This is a genomic window from Microcoleus sp. D3_18a_C4, assembly GCF_036702415.1.
GTDB lineage: Bacteria > Cyanobacteriota > Cyanobacteriia > Cyanobacteriales > Microcoleaceae > Microcoleus.
The window spans coordinates 24,304-48,259 of record NZ_JAUBTI010000006.1 but is presented as its reverse complement, the minus strand read 5'-3'; the positions used below and the strand labels follow the sequence as shown (position 1 = coordinate 48,259).

The 23,956-nt window shown below is 44.3% G+C and carries 29 protein-coding genes; 15 read left to right on the top strand and 14 right to left on the bottom strand.

What is annotated here, in order from left to right; translation table 11 throughout:
• The first annotated feature begins 235 nt into the window (after nt 1–235).
• The 4 genes from QUB16_RS04960 to QUB16_RS04945 all read left to right on the top strand — a co-directional run bounded on the left by QUB16_RS04960 (nt 236) and on the right by QUB16_RS04945 (nt 6,301).
• Complete coding sequence (locus QUB16_RS04960; protein ID WP_333314438.1) at nt 236–1,234, top strand: hypothetical protein; 999 nt, start codon at nt 236–238, stop codon at nt 1,232–1,234.
• Complete coding sequence (locus QUB16_RS04955; RefSeq protein WP_333314436.1) at nt 1,234–2,079, top strand: DUF1822 family protein; 846 nt, start codon at nt 1,234–1,236, stop codon at nt 2,077–2,079. The genes QUB16_RS04960 and QUB16_RS04955 overlap by 1 nt, the downstream gene beginning before the upstream one ends.
• A gap of 319 nt (nt 2,080–2,398) precedes the next feature.
• The gene (locus tag QUB16_RS04950; RefSeq protein WP_333280738.1) at nt 2,399–2,659 is read left to right on the top strand and encodes a DUF433 domain-containing protein; all 261 of its coding nucleotides are present in this window, start codon (nt 2,399–2,401) and stop codon (nt 2,657–2,659) included.
• Nucleotides 2,660–3,043: 384 nt separating this feature from the next.
• The gene (locus tag QUB16_RS04945; RefSeq protein WP_333314434.1) at nt 3,044–6,301 is read left to right on the top strand and encodes a CHAT domain-containing protein; all 3,258 of its coding nucleotides are present in this window, start codon (nt 3,044–3,046) and stop codon (nt 6,299–6,301) included.
• A 222-nt stretch (nt 6,302–6,523) separates the two neighbouring features.
• Here QUB16_RS04945 and xseB read toward each other — a convergent pair whose 3' ends face one another.
• Together xseB and xseA are read right to left on the bottom strand one after the other, a co-directional pair.
• The gene (gene xseB / locus QUB16_RS04940; protein ID WP_333314432.1) at nt 6,524–6,751 is read right to left on the bottom strand and encodes an exodeoxyribonuclease VII small subunit; all 228 of its coding nucleotides are present in this window, start codon (nt 6,749–6,751) and stop codon (nt 6,524–6,526) included.
• A complete protein-coding gene (xseA, locus tag QUB16_RS04935) occupies nt 6,748–7,917 on the bottom strand; it encodes an exodeoxyribonuclease VII large subunit (RefSeq protein ID WP_333314430.1) in 1,170 nt (389 codons plus the stop codon). The genes xseB and xseA overlap by 4 nt, the downstream gene beginning before the upstream one ends.
• 236 nt (nt 7,918–8,153) lie before the next feature.
• Here xseA and QUB16_RS04930 point away from each other — a divergent pair, with 236 nt between their 5' ends.
• Nucleotides 8,154–8,939 (top strand): hypothetical protein, encoded by a 786-nt coding sequence (locus QUB16_RS04930; protein WP_333314429.1) that lies wholly within the window; start codon nt 8,154–8,156, stop codon nt 8,937–8,939.
• Nucleotides 8,940–9,055: 116 nt separating this feature from the next.
• Here QUB16_RS04930 and gmk read toward each other — a convergent pair whose 3' ends face one another.
• The 4 genes from gmk to QUB16_RS04910 form a co-directional block, all read right to left on the bottom strand.
• On the bottom strand, nt 9,056–9,610 hold the full coding sequence (gene gmk / locus QUB16_RS04925; protein WP_333314428.1) for a guanylate kinase: 555 nt from the start codon (nt 9,608–9,610) through the stop codon (nt 9,056–9,058).
• Between the two features lie 79 nt (nt 9,611–9,689).
• Nucleotides 9,690–9,956, bottom strand: a complete 267-nt coding sequence (gene remA, locus QUB16_RS04920) for an extracellular matrix/biofilm regulator RemA (RefSeq protein WP_190659785.1) — start codon at nt 9,954–9,956, stop codon at nt 9,690–9,692.
• A 1,031-nt stretch (nt 9,957–10,987) separates the two neighbouring features.
• On the bottom strand, nt 10,988–13,090 hold the full coding sequence (locus QUB16_RS04915; RefSeq protein ID WP_333314427.1) for a M3 family metallopeptidase: 2,103 nt from the start codon (nt 13,088–13,090) through the stop codon (nt 10,988–10,990).
• Between the two features lie 214 nt (nt 13,091–13,304).
• On the bottom strand, nt 13,305–14,141 hold the full coding sequence (locus QUB16_RS04910) for a hypothetical protein (RefSeq protein WP_333314426.1): 837 nt from the start codon (nt 14,139–14,141) through the stop codon (nt 13,305–13,307).
• 449 nt (nt 14,142–14,590) lie between these two features.
• On the opposite strand from QUB16_RS04910, the gene QUB16_RS04905 reads away from it, so the two are divergent.
• Nucleotides 14,591–14,725: a hypothetical protein gene (locus QUB16_RS04905; protein WP_333309027.1), complete on the top strand. Its 135-nt coding sequence runs from the start codon at nt 14,591–14,593 to the stop codon at nt 14,723–14,725.
• 211 nt (nt 14,726–14,936) lie between these two features.
• Here the strand turns inward: QUB16_RS04905 and QUB16_RS04900 are convergent, their stop codons facing one another.
• Complete coding sequence (locus QUB16_RS04900) at nt 14,937–15,371, bottom strand: hypothetical protein (RefSeq protein ID WP_333314425.1); 435 nt, start codon at nt 15,369–15,371, stop codon at nt 14,937–14,939.
• A complete protein-coding gene (locus QUB16_RS04895; RefSeq protein ID WP_333314423.1) occupies nt 15,352–15,828 on the bottom strand; it encodes a type II toxin-antitoxin system antitoxin SocA domain-containing protein in 477 nt (158 codons plus the stop codon). The genes QUB16_RS04900 and QUB16_RS04895 overlap by 20 nt, the downstream gene beginning before the upstream one ends.
• Nucleotides 15,829–15,909: 81 nt before the next feature.
• Here QUB16_RS04895 and QUB16_RS04890 point away from each other — a divergent pair, with 81 nt between their 5' ends.
• Complete coding sequence (locus QUB16_RS04890) at nt 15,910–16,323, top strand: hypothetical protein (protein WP_333314422.1); 414 nt, start codon at nt 15,910–15,912, stop codon at nt 16,321–16,323.
• Nucleotides 16,320–16,646: a hypothetical protein gene (locus QUB16_RS04885; RefSeq protein WP_333314421.1), complete on the top strand. Its 327-nt coding sequence runs from the start codon at nt 16,320–16,322 to the stop codon at nt 16,644–16,646. Before QUB16_RS04890 ends, QUB16_RS04885 begins: the two co-directional genes overlap by 4 nt.
• A 5-nt stretch (nt 16,647–16,651) precedes the next feature.
• Here QUB16_RS04885 and QUB16_RS04880 read toward each other — a convergent pair whose 3' ends face one another.
• Nucleotides 16,652–18,070: an NB-ARC domain-containing protein gene (locus tag QUB16_RS04880; RefSeq protein WP_333314419.1), complete on the bottom strand. Its 1,419-nt coding sequence runs from the start codon at nt 18,068–18,070 to the stop codon at nt 16,652–16,654.
• A 277-nt stretch (nt 18,071–18,347) separates the two neighbouring features.
• Between QUB16_RS04880 and QUB16_RS04875 the strand changes: the two genes are divergently transcribed.
• On the top strand, nt 18,348–20,006 hold the full coding sequence (locus QUB16_RS04875) for an N-6 DNA methylase (RefSeq protein ID WP_333314418.1): 1,659 nt from the start codon (nt 18,348–18,350) through the stop codon (nt 20,004–20,006).
• Complete coding sequence (locus tag QUB16_RS04870) at nt 20,003–20,689, top strand: hypothetical protein (protein WP_194011529.1); 687 nt, start codon at nt 20,003–20,005, stop codon at nt 20,687–20,689. Before QUB16_RS04875 ends, QUB16_RS04870 begins: the two co-directional genes overlap by 4 nt.
• A gap of 163 nt (nt 20,690–20,852) precedes the next feature.
• Here QUB16_RS04870 and QUB16_RS04865 read toward each other — a convergent pair whose 3' ends face one another.
• The 4 genes from QUB16_RS04865 to QUB16_RS04850 form a co-directional block, all read right to left on the bottom strand.
• On the bottom strand, nt 20,853–21,041 hold the full coding sequence (locus QUB16_RS04865; RefSeq protein WP_333314416.1) for a hypothetical protein: 189 nt from the start codon (nt 21,039–21,041) through the stop codon (nt 20,853–20,855).
• Between the two features lie 12 nt (nt 21,042–21,053).
• Complete coding sequence (locus QUB16_RS04860; RefSeq protein ID WP_333314415.1) at nt 21,054–21,212, bottom strand: type II toxin-antitoxin system VapC family toxin; 159 nt, start codon at nt 21,210–21,212, stop codon at nt 21,054–21,056.
• Entirely contained in the window at nt 21,212–21,475 is a 264-nt protein-coding gene (locus QUB16_RS04855) for a hypothetical protein (protein WP_333314414.1), read from the bottom strand. The genes QUB16_RS04860 and QUB16_RS04855 overlap by 1 nt, the downstream gene beginning before the upstream one ends.
• A 71-nt stretch (nt 21,476–21,546) precedes the next feature.
• Complete coding sequence (locus QUB16_RS04850) at nt 21,547–21,705, bottom strand: hypothetical protein (RefSeq protein ID WP_333314412.1); 159 nt, start codon at nt 21,703–21,705, stop codon at nt 21,547–21,549.
• A gap of 39 nt (nt 21,706–21,744) precedes the next feature.
• Between QUB16_RS04850 and QUB16_RS04845 the strand changes: the two genes are divergently transcribed.
• The 5 genes from QUB16_RS04845 to QUB16_RS04825 all read left to right on the top strand — a co-directional run bounded on the left by QUB16_RS04845 (nt 21,745) and on the right by QUB16_RS04825 (nt 23,616).
• Entirely contained in the window at nt 21,745–22,011 is a 267-nt protein-coding gene (locus QUB16_RS04845) for a prevent-host-death family protein (protein WP_194011533.1), read from the top strand.
• 122 nt (nt 22,012–22,133) lie between these two features.
• Complete coding sequence (locus QUB16_RS04840; RefSeq protein WP_194011534.1) at nt 22,134–22,409, top strand: BrnT family toxin; 276 nt, start codon at nt 22,134–22,136, stop codon at nt 22,407–22,409.
• Nucleotides 22,393–22,605 carry a hypothetical protein gene (locus QUB16_RS04835; protein ID WP_106147613.1) on the top strand — a complete coding sequence of 71 codons (213 nt, stop codon included), beginning with the start codon at nt 22,393–22,395 and terminating at the stop codon, nt 22,603–22,605. The genes QUB16_RS04840 and QUB16_RS04835 overlap by 17 nt, the downstream gene beginning before the upstream one ends.
• 213 nt (nt 22,606–22,818) lie before the next feature.
• The gene (locus QUB16_RS04830) at nt 22,819–23,175 is read left to right on the top strand and encodes a hypothetical protein (protein WP_333314411.1); all 357 of its coding nucleotides are present in this window, start codon (nt 22,819–22,821) and stop codon (nt 23,173–23,175) included.
• Nucleotides 23,176–23,187: 12 nt separating this feature from the next.
• On the top strand, nt 23,188–23,616 hold the full coding sequence (locus tag QUB16_RS04825; RefSeq protein ID WP_333314410.1) for a type II toxin-antitoxin system VapC family toxin: 429 nt from the start codon (nt 23,188–23,190) through the stop codon (nt 23,614–23,616).
• 21 nt (nt 23,617–23,637) lie between these two features.
• Here QUB16_RS04825 and QUB16_RS04820 read toward each other — a convergent pair whose 3' ends face one another.
• The gene (locus tag QUB16_RS04820; RefSeq protein WP_333314408.1) at nt 23,638–23,931 is read right to left on the bottom strand and encodes a TIGR03792 family protein; all 294 of its coding nucleotides are present in this window, start codon (nt 23,929–23,931) and stop codon (nt 23,638–23,640) included.
• Nucleotides 23,932–23,956 lie beyond the last annotated feature (25 nt).

The following is a 23,956-nucleotide window of genomic DNA, read 5'->3' as shown; positions in this document are numbered from 1 at the left end:
AAGGCCGCCAGGGAATGAATTCCCTGGCTAATAGCAAAAGTCCTCTAAAGAGGACTGCCGGACTAATGAATTTTTCAGTCCTCTTCAGAGGACTTTCGCTTTGAGGCAGGGGTTTCAACCCCTGCCGGACTGCCGGAACAAGAGTATACCGAAAGGCCTGGAAAAATTTTCCCTGAATCTGCATAAACTCGCCAACACCTGCGACATCAATGTATCAACACCAAAAAACTGGACTATGACGAGACATGATACCCCCGTCGAACCTTTACCAGGCTTAGTTCCTGTAGCCACAACCTTCAACTTGTGGCTGCATTGGGAACTCAAGCCGATTTCCTTGACTTTGTTATTACTGGCACGTTACTGCGCTATTTTCTCTGGGATAATCGAATTATCCCCATGCCATAACGTGCCTGTGAATAACTACGAAAAGTTACGCGAACTCTTACAACTCTTGAAGAACCCGGAAGAGAGGAGTAAGAGGAGTAATGAGCAACAAGAAGAAATTCAGTGCCAATGCCTGCGACTAATTTTACAACTCTTGAAAAATCCCGAAGAGAGAAGTAATGAGCAACAGGAAAGACTCAAAAACGAATTGTCCAAACTTCTTCCCAATTTAACGGGATTTCGCAAGCGTCGCGATTTTAATATACTTGATGCTGATTTCGACGGATTGGTGCAAGAAGCTTATTTGGGTTTTTTCAAAACTTTTTCTAGGTTTTTACACCAACTTGACCTCGAAAATACTGCTGATGATGAGTTGCGAAAGAGAGTTGTTAAACGGTTAAATCAAATTATTAAACTTAAAGTTGTTGACTATTACCGCCAACGTGGTAGACAGCCTTTTACTTTTAGTTCTGATGCTCCGCAGACGAGCCGTGAAGGTGAAGACTTTGATTCGGAAGGAGTGCTAGATGATACTACGGAAACTGGGATTGAGCAACTGATTGAGCAAGAACAATCGAAAAATAAGCAGCGCATCGGTCGCAAACTTTGGCAGTATATTGAAGATGACCCGGATGGAAAACTGCGAAACAGTTATCCCGATAACAAACCGGAGGCAAATTGTCAGGTACTAGCACGGCGCTTGCTGTTGAAAGACCCTCCCGATAAATTTTCTGTAATTGCCAAAGAGTTAAACATTAACTATCAAACTTTCAAGTCTCACTGGAAAAGAACAGGTTTGCCTCTCGTCAAAGAGATTGCACTTAAGTTTGGATATCAACCGGAGGAATAATGGTGAATAGCATGGATACTTATTTGTTAGAAATTCCTCTGGAGCAAACTGCCCGCAATTTGGCTCTGCAATTTGCTTCAGAGCAAGCTAATCCGCAAAAAGGGAAGCGGGTTTATTTCAATACCTTGGCGGTTTGGGCGGTTAACTATTTCTTGGAATGGATGGAACTGGAAACCGATATTGATGGCGGTGATAGTTGGAATCCAGCAATGCGGGCGGTTTTGGATGTCGCCGATTTGGTTTTGCCGGGGATTGGCAAGATAGAATGCTGTCCGGTTCAGCTCGGAGAATCGGCGATTTCTCTGCCACAAGTGCGGGAAAATCGCATTGCCTATATCGCTGTTGGCTTTGCAGAACCTTTCAATAAAGTCCAACTTTTGGGGTTTATTCCGGCTGTGGAAATTCTGGATGAAACTGAAGAGATTTCTCTCACTAATCTCAAACCAATTGAGGAATTGTTGGATTATTTGGATCGGATTGAGTTGGCAATTCCGCTGTTGCAAAGTGAAATTGAAGAGTTGCTATCGGATTTGGCAGAAGATGACCCCGTACAAGCACAAGTTCGGGAGAAGTTGCAAAACAAATCTATTGCGGAAATTGTGGCAATCCTGAATGGAGTTTTTCACAGTAGTGAGAAATCTGACTGGGGATATGAAGGGGGGAAGGCTTTAGCGAGAAGTGGTGCTAGCAGTGGCGATTTGGGAAATAAAGAGACATCTTTATCTGGTTATCAATCTTCAGATATTGATACGAAAGTGGAAGCGAAACTGAATCGGATTGCTAAAAAGTGGATGAAGAAATTAGCTGAGATTTGGGGAGATGGTGATGATTTTGCCTTGTCATAAACCTGCAACATCCCATAAATCTGGATAAATTACCATGATTCGTAGGGGCGGGTTCACCAACAATATCTGATACAAATCGACAATCTCATAAACCCGCCCCATCCCCGCCATCAATATCGAAATACCGTCAAAATATTTGGTTTTTGGGATTTTTACATGGGGTGGGGGCGGGTTTTCGAGATTGTGGGTTTTTACCGGAGATGGTTGGTGAACCCGCCCCTACAATATCTGAAAATCTTAAACCCGGTTTCTGGGTTCCCACAAATCAACCCTAAAATTCATTACAATGAATCAATGGAAAATATCTAATTGAAAAAACATGACTCAAAATAATTTACTGTCTCGCATCTCAATTGACTCGAATATCTGTTTTGGCAAACCCTGTATTCGAGGCCATCGCATTTGGGTTTCTCTGATTCTTGACTTTCTCGCTAGTGGCATGACTGTGGAAGAATTGCTTGAGGAATATCCGGGAATTGAACGAGAAGATATTTTGGCTTGTATTGCTTATGCGGCTGAGTTGGCAAGAGATTGTTATGTCGAAATTCCTGTTGGTGAAACAAAGGTAGTTGCAGGGTGAAGTTAAAACTTGATGAAAATTTGGGTAGCATCCGCGTTGTTTCGCTGTTACGTTTGGCGGGCTATCAACAATCTCGAAACAAAATCGAAAGTCTCACAGCGACGCCATACCAAATACCCTACACTGCGACTGAAGAAACCGGGTTTTTGGCCACATCTGCGGGTGGAAACGAAATATTGTCGTAAAAACCCGGTTTCTGGGCCCCTACACTGCCACTGAAGAAACCGGGTTTTTGGCCACATCTGCGGGTGGAAACGAAATATTGTCGTAAAAACCCGGTTTCTGGGCACCTATGCGTAAGTCCTATAATTTTTCGGGAATTTTGCATAATTTCCCCCCAAATTGCCGATAGATATATATACACAGAATCAAAGGTAAACTCCAATGGACGAACAACGCCTCGCCGCCTATCTCCAACTGATTCAAGCCCTGCTTGAGTGCCCTAACGGTGAAGAAAATGATATTCTCAACGCCAATCGAGAGTTAGTTGATGCCGATTTTGTGCGAGTCATGGAAGCGAAAGCAGAGAATATGGCAGAAAAGGGCGAATCCAATGCAGGTTGGTTGCAGAATATGGCGGCACATTTGGCAAATCATGTCCGCAGTACAGCAACTCCTGAAGAGTATTTATCTTTCTTGATGGAGGTGTTGCAAGCAACGTCAGATAGTCGAGGAAATCCTCAAGTTGTATATCCTATCTTGCAAGAAAACCTAGAAAAATTGGATTTAAATTTTGCTCAAATATTACAAAATTGGGCCAAATTTAAATTCACAGAAGTTACATCAGAACTAGCTGCATCACTTGCAACAGTTATTGGCAATTTTGGCAACTTAATTCAGCAGTTTCCCCTGGGGCGGCGGGCATGGAATTTAGAAATAGGCATTGCCTGTTATCGGGAAGCTTTAATAGTCTATACCCCTGAGAATTATCCCGAAAAATGGGCAACGACTCAAAATAATTTGGGGGCTGCCTATAGTGACAGAATAGAGGGAGTCAGGGCGGCGAATATTGAACTTGCGATCGCCTGTTATCGGGAAGCTTTAATAGTCTATACCCCTGAGAATTATCCCGAAAAATGGGCAACGACTCAAAATAATTTGGGGGCTGCCTATAGTGACAGAATAGAGGGAGTCAGGGCGGCGAATATTGAACTTGCGATCGCCTGTTATCGGGAAGCTTTAAAAGTCCGTACCCCTGAGAATTATCCCGAAGATTGGGCAATGACTCAAAATAATTTGGGGAATGCCTATAAAAACAGAATAGAGGGACTCAGGGCGGCGAATATAGAACTTGCGATCGCCTGTTATCGGGAAGCTTTAATAGTGTATACCCCTGAGAATTATCCCGAAAAATGGGCTGCGACTCAAAATAATTTGGGGGCTGCCTATAGTGACAGAATAGAGGGAGTCAGGGCCGCGAATATTGAACTTGCGATCGCCTGTTATCGGGAAGCTTTAAAAGTCCGTACCCCTGAGAATTATCCCGAACAATGGGCAACGACTCAAAATAATTTGGGGACTGCCTATAGTGACAGAATAGAGGGAGTCAGGGCGGCGAATATTGAACTTGCGATCGCCTGTTATCGGGAAGCTTTAAAAGTCCGTACCCCTGAGAATTATCCCGAAGATGGGGCTATGACTCAAAATAATTTGGGGAATGCCTATAGTGACAGAATAGAGGGAGTCAGGGCGGCGAATATTGAAGAGGCAATTTCCTGTTATCGCTTAGCATTAGAAATTCACACTCCTACGGCTTTCCCTTTAAACTGTCTCACAACTGGAAGAAACCTCGGCAATACCGCTTTCACTGCTGGCTTCTGGGATATCGCCATTGAAGGATTCGAGAAAGCAATTCAAGCAGTAGAAAAAAGCCGAAGTTGGGCAACTTCCGACGATATCCGCCAACAGATGATAGCAGAATCCATCGGTGTTTACGAAAAGGCAATTCAAGCTGCTGTCAACAACAACCAACTGGAAAAGGCCATAGAATATTGCGATAGAACCCGTGCTCAGCGGTTAGTGGATTTAATGCACAGCAATGACTTGTATGCTAGCGGCGAAATCCCGCCCGCAGTCCAAAAGTATTTGGATGAATTTGAAGCCAAGCAGCAGGAAATTGACGCAGAAGTCGAACAACTCCGCAATCCATCGGAGGGGAATAAGGGATTAGCTGGTGTGGGGAGTTCGTCACGGAATCGGGCGGATACTTCTGCTTACACGAAGAAGATTCAAGAGTTGGAAGGGGAGAAGCAGCAAATCTGGGAAAATATCCGCAGTTTAGATCCGGTTTTAGCGGGACAAGTTCAAGTTGTTCCGATGCAGTTTGCGGCGATGCAGCAGTTGATTGATAATTCGCAGACGGCGATTCTCTGTTTTTATACGACGGATGATGACACTCATGTTTTTGTGATTTACAAGGATAAAGCGCCGCAGATTCACACTTGTCAGGGAGAGGGTTGGGGAAATTTTCAGAAGTGGATTGATGAGAGTTGGTTGTCGCCTTATTTGGGGGATCGGAAAGCTTGGCAACAGGGGATGGGTGAGTTTTTGTCTCAGTTGTCGCAGCGGTTGAAGGTTGATGAGTTGATTGGTAATTGTTTGGAGGGGATTGAGGAATTGATTGTGATTCCGCATTTGTATTTGCATCAGATTCCGCTGGCTGCGTTGCCGATTGATCCCCCCCAGCCCCCCTTAAGAAGGGGGGGGCAAGAAAACCCCCGGTTCCTTGGTGATAAATTCCTGATTCGTTATGTTCCCAGTTGCCGAATTTTGGAGTATTGCCATCAACGCCCAACCATCGAATCGCCGAAATACGGGATTGTAGAAAATGCCACGGATGATTTGTATTTCACTCCTTTTGAGTGCGAACAAGTTGCCCAAATTGTGCCTGAACCTGAACGCTTAAAAGGAAGTAAAGAAGCTAAAGTTGCCGCCTATCGAAACCTGATCCAAAAAGTGAATGTCATGCACTCCAGCCACCACGCTGTCTCGCGTTTGGACAATCCTTTAGAATCGCGATTGTTTTTAGGAGACGGGAGTATCACGTTAGGGGAATTGATGACTCCTGGTTGGCGCTTGCCGCAGTTATCGGATGTGTTTATGTCTTGCTGCGAAACTAATTTAGCTAAGACTGAATTTACGGATAATCTGCTTAGTTTGGGTACGGGGTTTTTGTGTGCGGGGGCGCGGAGTGTGGTGAGCACTTTGTGGGCGGTGGATGATTTTGCTACTTCGCTGTTTTCGATTTTTTACTATCAGTATCGTCGGGAAGGTTTGAGCCGTCCAGAGGCTTTGCGACTGGCACAGATGCGGTTGCGGACGATTTCGGGTGCGGAGTTGCAGCAGCTTTATCAACCGCAAATTGATGCCCTGCTTCCGAGAATTATTGGGGATTTAGAGCGGAAATTGAATCTGGTGCAGGAAGAATTAGAAGGCTTGGAATCGCAGCAGGACAAATATAAAGGCGGTACGGCTGAGTATAAAGAGTTGGAGGAGAAGTTGAACAAGAAAACGGAGGAGGAAGTTGAGATTCGGAAGCGAAAGGAAGGATATGAAAGTTTGCAGAAAAATCTTTACACTATGTCAAATCCTTTTGATGATTTGATTTATTGGTCGGGGTTTATTTGTCAGGGTTTGCATTGATTTTTGGTGTTTCATCGTGTCAACAAACACGTCTGACACACATTCCGGCGGGGATTGAAATCCCCGCCTCACAGCGAAAGTCCTCTTTAGAGGACTAATAAATTTAACAGTCCTCTTCAGAGGACTTTCGCTATGAGACAGGGAATTAATTCCCTGTCGGACTTTCGGTTTCACCTGCTATTTCACCTACATTTATCCGCGTTAATCCCCGTTCACCTGCGCTTAAAAATCTGGTTCTGCCGCCAAAAGCTCGATCGACAAATCCATCTGTTCCTTCCCCCGCGCCAAAAAGCTTTCGCACTCCTGCAAACACTCCACAGCCACCCCAAACTGCTCGAAAACCTCCTCTAGAGGCAACTCTCCCGATTCCACCCGATCGATAATCGCTTCAATTCGATCGACCGTTTCCTCATAATTCCAGTCAGACTGGCGCAACTGCGAATCAATCATAACTTGTCTTCCGCATCCAATACTTCTACAATCTTAACTTTCAGCCGGCCCCGACTCAACCTCACAGTCAATTCCTCTCCCAATTCCAAACCGTCAGTTGTGCGGACGATCGTACCGTCACTTTGGATTACCGCCGCATAACCCCTTTGCAAAACCGCAGCCGGATTCAGGGCGGATAACTTTTCTTGCAATACCTCCAGTTTACCAGTTGCTTGCCGCAAAGTTCGGGATGTCGCAGGCAAACGTTTTAATCGATTTTGTAACAGTTGCAAATGCTCTTCTTCTGTCTGAAATCTTGCCCGCACAGCGTTTGCTAAATTGACCATTCGCTGCTTGTGTTCAAAGTAAAGATCGGCTAAAATTGGTACAGCTTGAGCGGCCGCAGCAGTGGGAGTGTGGGCTCGTTTATCTGCTACTAAATCGGCGAGAGATTCGTCTCTTTCGTGCCCGATGCCTGTAATAATAGGAATCGCACAATTCGCGATCGCCCTGACAACTCTCTCATCATTAAAACAAGCCAAACTATCCGCAGAACCGCCGCCACGGGCTAAAATTATCACCTCAGCCCTACCGTCCCATTCTACACGGGCGATCGCCCTGACAATTTCCGCAACAGCCGATTCTCCCTCCACCTTTGTGTGCGACAGCAACACCCGCAAACCCGGATATCTTTGGGCTAGAGTCCGCTGAATGTCTCCCCAAGCAGCGCTGCTATCGGAAGCTACAACGGCGACAATTTGCGGGTGTGCCGGAATCGGGCGCTTTCTGGCGGGATCGAAGAAACCCTCAGCATCCAAGCGCGATCGCAATTGCTGCAACCGCAAAGCCTGCAATCCTTCCCCAGCCGGTAGCGATTGCACAACAGTCAACTGGTACTCACCACGCTTGTTGTAAACCCGGATGCTTCCCAAAACGAGCAACTGTTCCCCTTTTACTGGGATTTGCACCAATTTTTGCCCCTGATTGTTCCAAGCCACGCAGCGAATCGCAGCACTTTTGTCAGGATCGGACAGAGTAAAATAGCAGGCTGTCGGGTATGGCGAAACGTTAGTCACCTCGCCTGTCAGCCAAACCGATCGCAAATAGCGATCGCCCTGCAACAAGTCTTGCAGGTATGATGTTAGTCCGGCAACAGATAAAGCTGTATCGGGAAGAATTGAAGTCATCCAATTTTAGATTTTAGATTTTAGATTTTAGATTTAGGCTACTATCAATACTTCGGACAGTGTGTGATTGCCAACCGTAAAATAAGGGTTTCAGGGCGATTATGCAATCTCCTTCATAACGGAAAATCCAGGGTTTCCGACTAGGATATCAAAATAGTCCGGACTATTGTAGTATATCTAAGGTAATTTATTTGTAGGCTGAACGGGCGATCGTAATTTTAACTGCAAACAAACTAATGATATCAGATACAATGACTTCGATGAATGTGCTGCGCCAAGAGGCTGCGGCGATCGGCATTACTGAGGAAGAAGCCAGAAAATATGGCGACCTCCGACATAAAAGAACTTGGTCTTTGGCGATCGAACATCACCTCTCAATGCAAGATTTTGCCGATCGCATAGAACAATCCTTCACAACTTCCGAACCCGATTCCTCCAGCGCACTCAACCACTCTCAGACTGAAGAGTCGAAAGACTATGGTATTCAGCTAACTGCGAACCTAGGCGAATCTAGAATAACCAGGGAGAACCAAACAGCCTCTCTTGCTGCGCCACAACAGCAAGCAGTAGCAATCGGGCGATCGCACACACATTCCGACCAGCGCAGCAACCAAAACCGAGGTTTTAAACAAGTAGTTCAAAATCATATTAAAGCATTAACAATTGCAGCCGCCTCCCGCACAAATCTGCTCCATTCACAACTGGGCAATTGGGTTTGTCCTGAGTGTCGGCCGGAGGGCGAATTGGATTGTTACCTTTGCGCCGGAGAAGGCAATGTAGGGGACATTGCAGCTATTGGCTGGACGCTAGCTTATATGGAAATGTTGGGCTGTTCTGCTCGCGAAATTGAACCATTGAGAAAAATTTCGCCTTCATTGAATATTCTGGAATTGAATTTAAAAGTTTGTGTTGCTATCAAACAAAGTAGCGAAGCTTTAGCCAGGACGGAGAAATGGGTAAGATTGAAGGAACCAGGAATGCACGACACTGATTTGGACACGGATACACGGATTAATTCTTAATGGTGATTCAGAAGTGAGAAGAAAAAACAACTATCAGTGTATCCGTGACTTCCGTGTCGTGCTGTTGGGCATTAGTATCAATAAAACTTCAAAATTAACTCATTCCCACCTAAAAATTACTCCAAATTAAGTATTGATTCTAGCTTTTTCAAAGCAACTTCCAAATCGTCATTAACAACTTGGAAATCGAATTCCCCCGCAGCTTCAATTTCCTCTTTAGCCCGCACCAACCGACGGGCGATCGCACTTTCGGAATCTTGACCCCGACTCCGCAGCCGCCGCTCCAATTCTTCCCAAGAAGGAGGTAAAATAAAAATTCGCAGCGCCTCTGGAAACTTATTTCTAATTTGCCTAGCCCCTTCGAGCTCAATTTCGAGCAATACCCATTTTCCCTCACCGGTACCCTGCTGGAGAGCAAAATAGGGAGTACCGTAAAAATTGCCGGCAAACTCTGCCCATTCCGCCAAATCTCCAGCCTCAACCATTTGTTCAAAACGGCTGCGGCTGACAAAATAATAGTGCTTTCCCTCAATTTCTCCCTCGCGGGGCTCACGAGTTGTCACCGATACCGAAAGATACAATTCGGAATGGCGATTGAGGAGCGATCGTACTAAGGTGCCTTTCCCCACACCGCTAGGCCCCGTCAGAACAATTAATTTACCAGCTTTCATTTTTAGAATAGATAACCTGTAACAATTTAAGTTTCCGCTTACTTTAGACTGTAAGCGATCAAATTGCAACTAACAAACCTCAATCATCTCGACTTTGACCGTCTTTGCTGATTACAAAACGATTAGCAACCGTTTCTGGCTGAATCGCCGAGAGGATGACATGACTCGAATCTGTAATAATTACCGCTCTCGTGCGGCGGCCGTAAGTAGCGTCAACCAGTTGTCCCCGCTCCCGCGCATCAGTAATAATCCGCTTAATTGGCGCTGACTCGGGACTGACAATGGCAATCACTCGGTTAGCAGACACAATGTTACCAAAACCGATATTAATTAATTGAATATCCATGAAAATCTTAATTTATGGGTGAACGACTAACTATCACTCCTTACTTTTTATCATATATACAAAGATTTTTTATTACAATCCTCAAATTAATCTCAACTAAGTTTTTTAATTGAGATTAATTTTTTACCCTTTTGACGCCGAGTACCCCGTTCTTTATCAAAAATTTAAAAAAGACTCGCTGTTGTCGCTCTATATTAAAGATTCGGTAAACTCCTCGATTTTTAGTTGCAAATAAAAGCATTAGCTGTATCGAGAAAACAGCCCGTAAATGTTGCGAAATATAAATTTAATTTCCGAGAGAGGCAAAGTTAAGTATAATCACTGATCGATGACAGCAAATATTCGCAAAAGCTGGTTTGATCGGCTTTCAACTTAAACTAAAAGCCTCTGGCGATCCTCTTCGTTGGCGTAGCCCCCGTAGGGGCGGGCTTCGCTAACGCACTTTCTGCCCGATTTTCCACAAAAATATTGGGGATGATGTGCCAAACTACAGATGTTTATTGGATGATATTCTACAATAAAATTGGTTTGTAGTGAGGACTTTAGTCCTATTAATACCAATAAAAAAAGTGTTGCTAGAATTCTCAATTTTATAACTATTATGAAATTTTGTCGAGTCCCGCGCCGGACACGGCATTGCCGTTTCCCTACAGGTGGTAACACGATTATATGTAGCAATAGTTTGTGGGATTAGTATAAAAATCTGAGCGCTTTAGTCCTCACTAGAAACATTTTTTATTCAGCAAAAGTTACGCCAAAAGTGGTTTTACGTGTGAATTATAGCGGTAAGGTGGGCCCCTAATATCATGTCCGGTCGAGTAGCCGAAATCAGGTAGGGGCGGGTTCACCAACAATATCTGCCAATAATTGACAATCTCAAAAACCCGCCCGGCCGGGATATTATGGTCAATCGATCGGACTAGATATAAACACCCTAAACATAAAGGATATGCCTAAATCTTGTTTAACAAAAAACAGGGATTAATGCAGATAAATTCACCCGCATTAATCCCCAGTAATTCCACACTTAATTAAGCTGCAACTAAACCGCTGTGTCTCAACAAAGCTTTAGTGCTCGGTTCGCGTCCCCGGAAAGTTTTAAACACTTCCATCGGGTGCAAACTGCCGCCCAATCCTAATACTGTATCTCGGAAGCGCTTGCCTGTAGATGCGATCGCACTTTCATTTTCCAAACCCGCTTCCTCAAACGCCGCAAAAGCATCAGCGCTGAGCACTTCCGCCCATTTATAACTGTAATACCCCGCCGCATAGCCGCCCGCAAAAATGTGTCCGAAAGCGCACAAAAATGCGTCTTCTTCCAGAGGAGGCAAAACTGTCGTAGTTTTAGCGATACGGTTGCGGACATCGGCCACAGTTTCGCTGCCGCCCGATCGATAGCGGTGGTGCAATTCGATGTCAACGCTGCTAAAATGTACTTGCCTGAGCATAACGCTGCCGCTCATGTAGTGGCGCGCTGCTAGCAGTTTTTGGTAGTAGTGTTCCGGCAAAGTTTCCCCGGTTTCGTAATGCTTTGCCATCCCGAACAAAGTCGCGCGATCGTAACACCAATTTTCCATAAATTGACTGGGCAGTTCCACCGCATCCCACTCAACATTATTGATGCCCGAAGCCCCCGGATAGTCTACCGTTGTCAGCATATGCTGCAAACCGTGACCGAATTCGTGAAACAAAGTTTCGACTTCCAAGAACGTCATTAAACTCGGTTTGCCGTCAACCGGAGGACTTTGGTTGCACACCAAATAAGCCACCGGCAACCGCGTAGTTGTTTTTCCGGCTTCCACAAATTTAGCGCGCACCACGCACTCGTCCATCCAAGCACCGCCGCGCTTTTCATCGGGGCGGCTGTAGGGGTCTAAATAGAAATTGGCGATCGTATTTCCTGCTTCATCATCTATTTGGAAATAGCGCACATCTTTGTGCCACACAGGAGTTTGACCGTCCGCCGCAGTTACTGTCACACCGAACAGCCGTTTTACTAATCCAAATAACCCCTCTAATACCTGTGGTAAAGCAAAATAAGGGCGCAATTCTTCTGCACTAAAAGCAAACTTTTCTTCCCTGCGCCGTTCCGACCAAAAACCTACATCCCAGTGCTTCAAATCTCCAGCTTCCGCCGCGCCTTTTTCGGCTGCAAAAGCTTTCAATTCTTCTAAATCTTTGATAGCAGCATCATAACTAGCCTGACGCAATTCTTCTAACAAAGCTTCCACTGCTGTAACGTCGGGAGCCATTTTGCTCGCCAGACTCAATTCGGCATAACTACTAAACCCCAGCAAAGCAGCTTTTTCCTGGCGCAAAGCTAAAATGCGATCGGTCAACGGCCAGTTATTCAATTCTCCGCTACTTGCTCTGCCGACAAAAGCTTTGTACAACTTTTCCCGCAAGTCGCGGCGGGTGCTGTGCTGCATGAAAGGGCCGTAACTCGGAAAGTCTAAAGTAATCCGCCAAGGGCCATTTTCGGCATCCGCATTTTCTTCGCCGGCGCTGCGAGCGGCTTGAGCTGCTAAACTCAACAAACTCGGCGGCAAACCGTCAATTTCGTCTTTGTTTGTGAGGGTGATGCTGAATGCTTTGGTAGCGTCGAGGACGTGATTGGAAAATTGGGTTGTAATTTCGGCCAATTCTAATTGAATGGCATTAAAACGCTCTTTTTGCTCGCCTTCTAAACCGACGCCGGAGAGTTGGGCGTCTCGGAGAGCGGCTTCGACAATTCGCTTTTGAGCTGACTCTAAGCTGTCCCAATTTTCGCTGGCCCGCAGCGCTTTAAAAGCTTCATAAAGCGGTTTGCTTTGACTGAGCTTGCTCCAAAATTTTACTACTTCCGGCTGCACTGTTTCGTGAGCCGATCGCAGTTCCGGGCTATTTTTCACGCCCATCAAATGTCCGACAATGCTCCAGCTCCAATTTAAACGCTCTCCGAGTCGCTGCAATGGTTCTACTAAGCCGCTCCAAGTCGGCTCTACAGAGGCTTCTAAGGCAGCTAGCGAGGCTTCTAGTTCGGTCAGCAGTTGGGTGATGGCGGGGACTACGTGTTGTGGTTCGATCGCGTCAAATGGGGGCAATCCTTGACCGATTAGTAACGGGTTATCAGCAATAGTTACGGTTGCAGTCATTTAATTTTCTTGTAACAGGTTGAAAACAGTTGAACTAGACAGATTAGCTTTTAATCTTTTAACACAGTTGTCGAAAAAGTAGGACTCGATCGGGCGAGAGTCACAGAGTGTCTGAGTGTCCGATGGAAAAAGTATTCCTTCTGACTGATGACTGTTGACTAATGACTGATGACTAATGACTGCTGACTAAGGACTAATGACTGATGACTAATGACTACTGACGGTTCTCTGGTGTGTGCTGCAACTCCTTGACAACCGAGATTAAGCGCTTGAGGTGAGGTTTGACAACTTCTTGCTGCTCGTGTTCCAAACGGTGGATTTGAGCTTGGACAATCGACAAATCTGCCGTCGATTGGTGTGCGGGAGCTTGCAGTTGGCTTTGCAAATTGGCCATGACTTTTTGGATTTCCAAAAATCTAGTATTTACTACTTCCCAGTCATCTCGGCTGATAGAAGTTTCTGCCAAGCCTTGCGTCGCACTTTGCAGTTGCTCTATAGCCTGTTCCACAGCTTGGAGATTCGCCCGTTGGCCAACCGATAAATCTTGCACTTGTTCGCTCACCTGCTGGCGGACATCGAGCACAGCAGACGCCACGATTTCTTGCAAAGAAGCTACCGACTCTCCTAAACTCAGCAACTGCCGCTGGATGTCTATTGACTCCTCAAAGCCATCAGCCCTAGGCAGTGCAGCCATTTGCTGGCGCAGCGCTGCAATATCTGCAGACAACTGCCTGCGTAATTTAACAATTACCGTCACCGCCGTTTTTTCGACTTTATTGACAGACTTTTGGACTTGGGCCATTTCCGAATTTTGATGCACCCGCACTTGCTGCTCGAACCGATACCGGTTAGCAACATTCAGCGACAAAGCCAAAGTTAGGGGAGCAACCCCGTAAAAAGCTTGACCCGACACTGCCACCGCCAGGGAACCCACACCAGAGGCCGCCAGAGAGGCGTACTCTGCCATCTCCAGCCAGTGCCTTTGAGGAAAACTTGGTCTCAAGTGGTTTGCAACAGAGGGTTTTGGCTTCCGCACGGCTCTTTGGGTCATAGTATTTGCTCGTTGTGGGTAAGGTTGCGAGACTGGGTGGAGCATCGATTTCTATCCTTTTTTCAGTTATATGTTTTAGATTATTTCTTGGCACTCTTCTATTTTTACCTTTGTGAGTAAGTTAAGGATGACTGCCATATTATTATGTATTTGGGAGCCTGTGGCGATCGCGCCCAATTCCGGCTGTTAAAAGGTTCGCCCCAACGCGCCCTCTATTTTACAGGAGTTAGGGCCATCGGGTTCGGGCGATCGACAATAGCTGTCCGGGCTAACCGAAAAATGCCTAAGACTATTTTAGATTTTAGATTTTAGATTAAAAGTTAAAAAAATGCGACCTACTCAGGGCGATCGTCGTTTGGAGGTTGTCGGGAGTTGCCTTTTTGTTCGCCCATTGGTATAATCTACTCTTTCTCAATTCCTCCTCTCAAATTTACTGCAAAAATTGACCAATGAACTCAGAAAAACCCGGAATTGGCGATCGGCTAAAGTCTATTTTCAGTATCGGCATCTTTATCATTCTCGTACTAGGAGTAGGCTTTTTAAGCGTTAATTTTATTTCAGCTCTCTATGCAAAACTTTCTTAAAATTAGGACTTAGCACGGGCACCCAGAAACCGGGTTTTTTGCGAGAATATTTTGTCGCAGCCACAGATTCGATGAAAAACCCGGTTTCTTTGGCTTTGATGCGTAAGTCCTGAAAATGACTGATGAGTAACGCTCTTTTTTTAGATTTCAAACTTCGCCGAAGTTGTCGGGAATCTGGAATATTGTGTTTTTTTCAAAATTTATCATAATTTCAACTATAAAGATTGTGGTCTGGATCTAGCCAGACAATATAAAAAACATTTTCACTAAAAAAGCCATGCACCCTGCCGTATTCATTAGCAGATATTTGAAACTGGTAGGGGATATTGATTAGGATATCTTCATTGGGAATCCCAAAGCCATTAGGTTCAGTAGTATTTTTCCAAACTATGCCATGACAGCGCAGGCTTTTACTTTGATTATTGATAATTTCTAGAGCGTTCAATTGTGACAAATCGCGCAGCCTTCTCAGTAAAGATGCTAGATACTTAGCATCTCTACCGCCAATTGAAAACTTATCTTTGTCATCCTGATAATACCTGAAAGAAAAACTAACTCCTTCCGGTATTTTTACATCGAGACGATTGATGCTAGATAAAGATTCCTGGCGGCGTATATCTGCTTTCTTAATTTTCTTCGATGACACGGGTTTTGTAAAATTCTCTCATTAATTCCTTGGTAATAATAGCACGAGAAGGTTCATCTTTTGGCAAATTCCCTCTAGCCTTAATCCAAGGGTCTTCACGGCGCACCATCAATTCTAACTCATAAGCGTCCAGGAAGAAATACTCGTCGGATAACTCGTCTAAAAACTCTTGTACTTCTTCGGGAAATTCGGGTTTTTCGACTTCTTTCAGAATGGGCTTCCAGTCAAATTGTTCTTTGTATTCATAAAATAAAGCCGGGATAGTCGGCCCGTGCACCCAAGCTTCAAAATCTTCATCAAAAAGCGGTGTATCTTCAAAGGCTAAATACCATGCTTGGGCGTAGTACAATAGTTTTTGTAGCTTGTGGTTGCTGAGATAGGAGCCTACATCATTCGCAAACCAGATGTAGTAATCAGCGAGTTTTGAGGCTGTTGTGACTGTAGTTATTGTGGTCATATAACTCGACTCAATAAGTTTGGTATTCTATGATAGCACAGACTGTTAACAGTTAACTATTATAGGTTATAATATGTTTGTTTGCAGTTAACTTTTTTTCAGGCAAGGTTAAAGTTGATTTTTGATGAAGGTAGGCAATTAGAGATTGTGCAGGCAATTGAGCGGGTGAGAGACGGAATTTTCTGGAAACCAGGAAAAGCAATGTCTCATTTACTCAAAAGGATTAATTTAGGTCATTTAGGGCCGGATGCGACCCTTGAAGAATATAATGGAGTTATCAGTTTAATTGTCAGGGATGCTGATGCTAAAGTTTATGTGTATGTCTACGGAGAAACGTTTTATCCGACAGTTACCAGCAGTGTAAATAACACAATAGGGCTGGTAATGATGGGCTTGGATGGAGTTTTAGAAACGGCTTTTCCTCCAAAGGAACCGGAAAGCTACCTGGCTAATTCAATGTTTATTTATGTAGGTTTAGTTAAGGATTTGTTATGAATACTTTGGTAAAGAACTATTGTGTAATGGTTGAATTTCCTGATGTGAGTGGGGCTGAACATTTAGAAATGTTGCAACTTAGAGATGAGTTGGCAAAAGTAGAATCTCAACTGAGTGAGGAAGAGAAAGGTTTATTAGCAAATGCCGATCGACGGTTAGTTGAACAAGCAAATGAGTTTTATGAGGAGTTGTCGAGATTTGTGGATTTAATGCAGAAGCGCAAATTAGAGGAGATTACACCTCAGCGTTGGTGGTGGTATTTGGATGTTTTGGCATTGTTGCCGAATTTGAGGAAACAAGAGTTGACAAGCGGTGTTGTTTGAAATGTTTATTCACTGTCGATGTTTGTTAAGTGCGATCGTCTAGTTTTGATATACTGCTTCAGTACAGGTGACAAAGTGTAAAGACTTGCTTCTTTTTCAATCAAGCAGCGCCGCGATAGAGATTGCAAGGCGTTTAACAAATCGGATGATGATATTTGTGCATTTTGTAGCAAGTTGGCGAAGTTGACTGGCTGGTTTTCTGTCGCCAACAATGACATGACTTGTTTTTCGAGTTCGGAAGTGCGATCGTACTGCTGCTGTAAAACATCTTTCAAATCTTCGGGTAACAATATGGTATCATCTATTAATACCTCACTCGCACCGATTCCCAACTCTTGAATCAAAGTCGCCACGCTTTTTAACCATAACGGGTTGCCTTGGTAGCGGTGAATGAGTGCTTCGCAGTTATCGCTTTCTACTAATCCTTTATCTCTGAGAATTTCTCGTGCGGCCGCGGTGTCTAAACCAGTGAGTTGTAAAGTACGAATGGGAGTATTTTCACTTGTGAGTTGAGGAACTTCTTTCGGTGGTTCCCAACCGACTAGCAGAAAGCAACTTTGATGGGATAATTTTTCTATTTGTTTGAATAGGGAGCGATATTCTTCGTAGTGTGGTTTATACTTTCCTGCCAATTCGCCGCTACAGAAAAGGTTGTGAACGTCATCCAAGACTACTAAACAGCGATGGTTTTGTAAATACTTAATCAGCGGTAAGCGTTTGTGGTTTGTTGGGGATGAATCAGGGTTTTCTGACTGGGAAAAAAGCTGTGTTAGGTTAGATTGAAATTTATCGATGGTGGGGAATTCGTCTAGGGTGCACCAAACTGCGTACTCAAACTCGTCTTTTATTTGTTGTACGAGTTGTACTGCTAGGGATGTTTTGCCGATGCCGCTGATACCAGTGAGGGTGATGAGGCGGCAGTTTTGTTGTAGAATCCAGGTTGTGAGGGTGTTAAGAGAGGGGGTGCGATCGAAGAAATTACCCAACTCCGGCATTTCGCTTAAATCTTGATGTAGAGTTTTAGTTTGTTTTGAATTAGATGTTTCCTGATTTGGTGGGTTGGAGTTTGGGGTATTTGGCGGGTGTCTTCCTTCTCCATAAGAATTAACGCAACAACTTATTTGTACGCAGTCTTGTTGTAGTGCAAAATTTTTGGAAAATATGGATATTTGCAATCTCTCCATTGCCGAGCGTAAATTTGATTTACTAACATCTTCCCCCAACTCTGCTGAAAGTATCTGCCATAATTGCGAACCAGCTTGCCTAACATAACTCTCGTTAAAGTGAATATCCTCGGCAATTTTGGTATATTTATCACCTTGCATGGTTCCTCGCAGAATGGCCTCTTGTAAGTTATCGAGGTGCTGACCAGTTTTGGCAAATACCATCTCGTCAGCCATTTGTAACACTTCCTTAAGATTCATGCAATATCGTGGATGTTGTGATTTTCCGTATTATACCTAACATTTTCCAACATTTTCTGGCATATTCTAACATTTTTTACATGGGGCGAGTTGGAGTAGCTAACAACATTGCCAACAAAATCCAGCATTTTTGGCTAGACAAAGCTTTGATTCCCAAGGAAAATAGGAGAAGTATTAAAGCGTAAATTGAGATATTTAACGCTTGCAGTTTTATACCTTGTAACAGTGTGTGAGAGCGCAGTTGCGTTCTCATTAATAGTTAGCTTGTTAACAGTGCATGGCTCCAAAACAAAATCGAAGATCGGAAAATCGTTGTCGTTATTATGTTCGGCGTGAAGCTGAACGTCGTGGTTGGGATCTGCGTCACGTTAGTAGCGGAGGAGATGTTTTAGAGGAGCAAGAAATCGAGGCTTATTTCCATAATATTGGTCTTCAAGGCGAACGCCCGGACTTTCTTTTCTGTTTGGTAAGTGATCCCACGATTATTATCGAGGCAAAAAACGAAGCAGGTAAACTAAAACAAGCACAAAAGGAAGCAGAGGATTACGCTGAAAAAATCAATGCAACAGGTAAATACAGTATCAAAGTAGCGGTTGGTGCTGCGGGAGAAGAAGATAAAGGGTTTGAGATAAGTGTTTCTTTTTTGACTCATCAGGGATGGATTTCTCTCACTTCACATGGCTTCGCCCTAACTACTTTTCCAACCAAAGCAGAAATTGAAATTGCGCTGAAAACAGATAATGGCTCAACAAAAGTTAGTGTACCATCACAAGCTGAGTTTGTTGATGCAGCAATTGAAACAAGTCGTATTCTACGCACTGCGAAAATAGAAGCTCCACTTCGTCCTAAAGTGATTGGTGCTTTAGTTTTGGCAATGTACCAGGGACAAATTGATACAACTCCTACTAATGCGTTATCATCAGTTAATACACTAGCTGAAAGTGCTATTAAGGGCGCACACAAATTACCAGATCAAAATAAACAACGACTCAAAGATGCTCTTCGTTTATCAGGGGCAGATTTTAATCGCCTTTCTCCTTATATTGGTCGAGTGGTCAATACACTAAAACGCCTCAATGTTCGCTCAGTCATACAAACGGATGCTGATTTTTTGGGAATGTTCTATGAAGCATTTTTGCGTTATGGCTATGATAACAATGCCCTGGGAATTGTTTTCACACCACGACATATTACGCGGATGTGTGCCGAATTAGTTGGAGTTAGTGTACGAGATCGGATTATTGATATTGCTGCGGGTACAGGCGGTTTTCTCGTTGCTGCATTTGATGCCATGATGCAACAAGCTCGTAGTGCTGCAGAAATTGAGAAGGTCAAAGATTCAATTATTGGTTTTGATACTAATCCGACTGTTTGGGCGCTTTCGATGCTCAATATGTTCTTTCGAGGAGATGGTAAAAGTCATATTTATAACGAAAGCTGCTTTGACGAAAATATATTCTCGATTGTAAATCATAGATGCACTAGAGCGTTTCTAAACCCGCCGTTTTCCCAAGACGAGGAGCCGGAGTATCTATTTGTTGACCGAGCAATGGATGCACTAGAACCAGGTGGATTATTGACTGTAGTTGTATATGCTGGAATTTTCGCCGATATGGATCACAACGCATGGCGACAACGTTTTCTGCTCAAACATAAACTCCTCGCCATGATTAGCCTTCCTGAAGACTTATTTTACCCGACTGCTGCACCAACCTCGATCATGGTTGCTGAAGCTCATGTACCTCTTGCCTCAACTGACAAAATATTCATGGCGCGAATTTGGAATGATGGATATGAAAAGCTTAAGGGTAAGCGTGTGGAACGAGCAGGCAATCAGATTGATGAGATTGTCAACCAATTTCATGTTTTTATGAAAGGTCAAACGGTGATTTCTGAATTAGTCACAGTCGTAGAAGGATGTGACATTCTCCCATGAGCAATATCGAGTGGAGTCCACAACAATGGCTACCTCAACCTAAACTCTCAGAACGCGAATTTGAACGTTTACGAAGTGAAGCTATGCGCGGCATCTTTGAAGCGGTGACTTTGATGCCCGACTTGGCTGATGTTGTTCTTGAAGATTTTGGGGTTGCAGATGAAGAGGATGACGGTAATGAATTACCTTATGGAACTCATGGAACACTTTCCAAATACTTCGACATTAAGAATGGACGCTCGATAGGTGAAAAAAATTACATTGAAGGCGCGATTCCCTATATAAGTAGTGGTGACTCGACCAACAGCATTATCAGCTTGATTGATCCTGTTCCAGAGGAGGTGTTTGAGCAAGGCGGCATCACGATTACTGCTTTTGGCAAAGCAGCGTTACAGCCCTGGTCATTTATGGCAAGGGGCAACGGTGGCAGTTCAGTTCGGGTTTTGTTGCCCAAGTACAAGATGAGCCTCAACGATTTGCTCTGGTTTGTGGTGCAGATTAACAGGCAAAGATGGCGTTTTTTCTATGCTCGGATGGCAATTAAGGGGCGTATCGCCAATCTAGAAGTCAGTGCCCCTCCCAAAGCTTTAGTAGACACTGGAAAAACCTTGTTTGAGCGAGTTAGAGTCTTTCGTGAACAGCTTGAAGACCTTGTACACCTCAAGACCAAGCTTCCAGTTTAGATCAACGTGGAAGCGCGATCGCCCGAACACGCATCAAGACCGATCGCCCTTTGTTGTTTCTGATAACCGATCGCATAATAATCATCGCCCCGTCTCTGGCATTTCTCCACCAACAGCTACCAACCCCACACCGCAGCGAGTTGCCGCTTCCGCCAAGCGATTATCAAGAGTTGCGATCGGCAATTCCAATCGTAGTGCTAACTCTCTCATAAGCTGCATCATAAGCAGCTAAACGTTCTTGTCTTCCTAATACTATAGTTGAGGAGAGTGCGCTGCTATCCGTAGCTTCGTCCACCTGAATTAAAAGTGATTGTAACAAAGTAATAGCTATCTCAGATTGCTCGGTTGTCATGCGGTTGCGTCGCTAGGCAACCAGGAGAGTATTAGCAACTTCTAGCGACCAAATGCCTGGTACAAATGCTTCGCAATCTGGCATCATCGCGAGTATAGCATTGGCATAATCGTTCTCTTCATCGACGAAGCACCAACTAATAGCTACAGAACAATCCAATACAAACTGCATTAAAACCTGCGCCCTTCTTCAATCATGGAACGGATTGAGCTTTTATCCAAGGCAATTTCTTGCCGCAGTTGTACCATTCTCGCAATTGCTGCTTGAATTGATTTTTTAGTAGTCAGTTTTCCCCAAGCGTTATACTTCGGTTGAATTTCCTCTGATGGTATACTCTGTACAACTACTACCACTTCAACAGAAGTATCTTTAAACTCAGTGGGCATTTGGAGAAGCAATATGCCATCGCTTCCAATATGCGAGATCAGTTTCATTGTTTCCATGTCAGACTCCAGAAACTTTGAGCAATTCTAGTTTACCTTAAAACTGTTCACCAAAGCAAATACTAAACAGTGCAATGCTTGCATAGATAGCGATCGCCCTTTCTTCTTTCTGATGAGCGATCGCCTAAAATGAAAGTGCGATCGCCCCTAACACCAAATACCCAACACTGCGATGATTGTACGGAGTGCGATCGCCCATCAAAACTCATAGCGATCGACACTCGTTATACTCAAAGTATCAATCCTCGTGAGATGCCGCGATGACCATCAAAGAACTCCTCATCCAAGAAATAGATAGCACCCCTGACGAACTGCTTGCGGATCTTCTCAGTTTGGTACGATCGCTAAAATCCACTCCCAACCCCCAACTTAATACCTACGAACAACTGCTAGAACGAATCGACTACCTCGAAGCTATCATCGGCATTCGCAAAGGACTCGAAAGCTTCGATCGAGGTGAAGGAATCCCAGTCGAGAAAGCCATGACAGCGCTACAGCAGCAGTTCAACATTCCTCAGAGTCTATGAGTTCCTAGAAGTCAGTCACATAGACATTTTTGATTTTCGCCATTTGGCCCTAAATAGTAAAATACAGCAGTAAGCTAGGCAATTGCCAACCTCCCTCTTCTGCTTGAGAGTAGAATATATCTATGAAGTTTCAGTGGGACTCAAACAAAGCGATTAGTAATGCCAAAAAGCATGGTGTGTCTTTTGAAGAAGCTGTCACTGTCTTCGGAGATCCACTGGCTATTACAATTTCTGACCCTAACCACTCTGTAGGTGAGTTCCGTCTTTTAACTATCGGTCAGTCAAATTTACAGCGCCTTTTTGTTGTGTCCCATACAGAACGAGAAGGTGAAGTGCGTTTAATCAGCGCCCGTTTAGCCACCCGACAAGAGAGAAAAAGCTATGAGTCAGGAACCTGAAGTAACAATTAATGACGAGATGAGACCTGAATACGATTTTTCAGGTGGTGTCCGTGGCAAATACTATGAAGCCTATATGAAATCAAGTAATGTTGTGATTCTCGATCCAGATGTAGCAGAAATATTTCGAGACTCAGCTTCTGTCAATGAAGCGTTGCGATTGCTGGCAAAAATTGCCAAGTCTGTCACTGTCTAGGTAGCGCATAGAGCACAACAAATCAGATCCGAAAGTTTCCAGGTTATCTGTGGTTGCATAGGTGGAAAGCAAGGGGTGGTGCGATCGCCCCTCACACCAAATACCAAACACTGCAATGATTGTACCAATAACGATCGCCCTTCACACCAAATACCAAATCAATGTCTGCGGTACAATAAAAGTAAACTCATAATTAATCTTTCAAAAATTAACATGATCAACCTAGAGTTACCGCAGTCCGAACCCTTCACCAACCTCAAGGTGACGCTGCTGCTAGAATCACTCACATCCGGGGAAGTTGCCGCATCTGTTAGAGAGTTTCCCGACTGTCAAGTGAAAGCACAAACACGAGAAGCGGCGATCGCACAAATTCAAGCTACCTTTTTAGAACGGCTCAAAAATATTGAAGCGATTTCATGGAACGTGCCGATTCAGGCTTCTGAACCCACCTGGATGAAATTTGCAGGTGTCTTTAAAGACGATTCCGATTTTGGGGCAATTATGGAATCTATTCGCGCCGAACGAACCTCAGATGATGAGTCAGAAGTAGATCCTTCCTATTACCTGTAGAGGTGGCTTTTTGTGTCTCGATTTATTCTGGATACGGATTGCATTTCACTGATTCTCTACAATCATCCCCATGTCACCGCTAACGCGAAAAAGCATCAGGTTGCTGTCACTATTGTCACAGTTCAAGAACTCTTCAATGGCTGGGTTGGCAGGATTAACGATCCATCCCTGGTGCATAACCTACCTGGACTCTATTCAAAACTTTGGACAACTGTAAAATATCTCCAAACTATTGAGGTACTGGACTTTACACCGGAAGCTGATACTTGTCTCAAGAAACTGTTAAAGGATCACCCGCCCCTGCGGAAAAATCGCCTGCAAAAAGATATGCGGATTGCAGCCATTGCTTTATCCGTCGGTGCTACGGTGATCACTCGCAACCAACGAGACTTTTGTCAAGTTCCTGGACTTTTGATCGAAGATTGGACGCTTGATTCCTAACTCCTAACTAAGGACTACTAACTAATGCAAAAACTTGCGAACTTGATATTCGCGACTTTCGGCGATCGCAATTTGCAAATCGCCCATTTTGGCATCCAGCTCATCTATGGTGCTTTGCGACACCGACTTCCACAACTCTCTAGTTTGCCAGCGAATCAGTATCACCACCTCATTTTGTACCGGATCTACCCAAGTTTCCTTGCCCAAAAAACCGGGTAAACTTCTCAATCCTGCCGTCCAAACTTCTTCATCTCGCTGAATAAATGCCTCCCACTTTTCGGGAGGTACTTGAAATTTTAGCCACTCGATTACCATATTATTTGCCTGTTATAAATCGCTC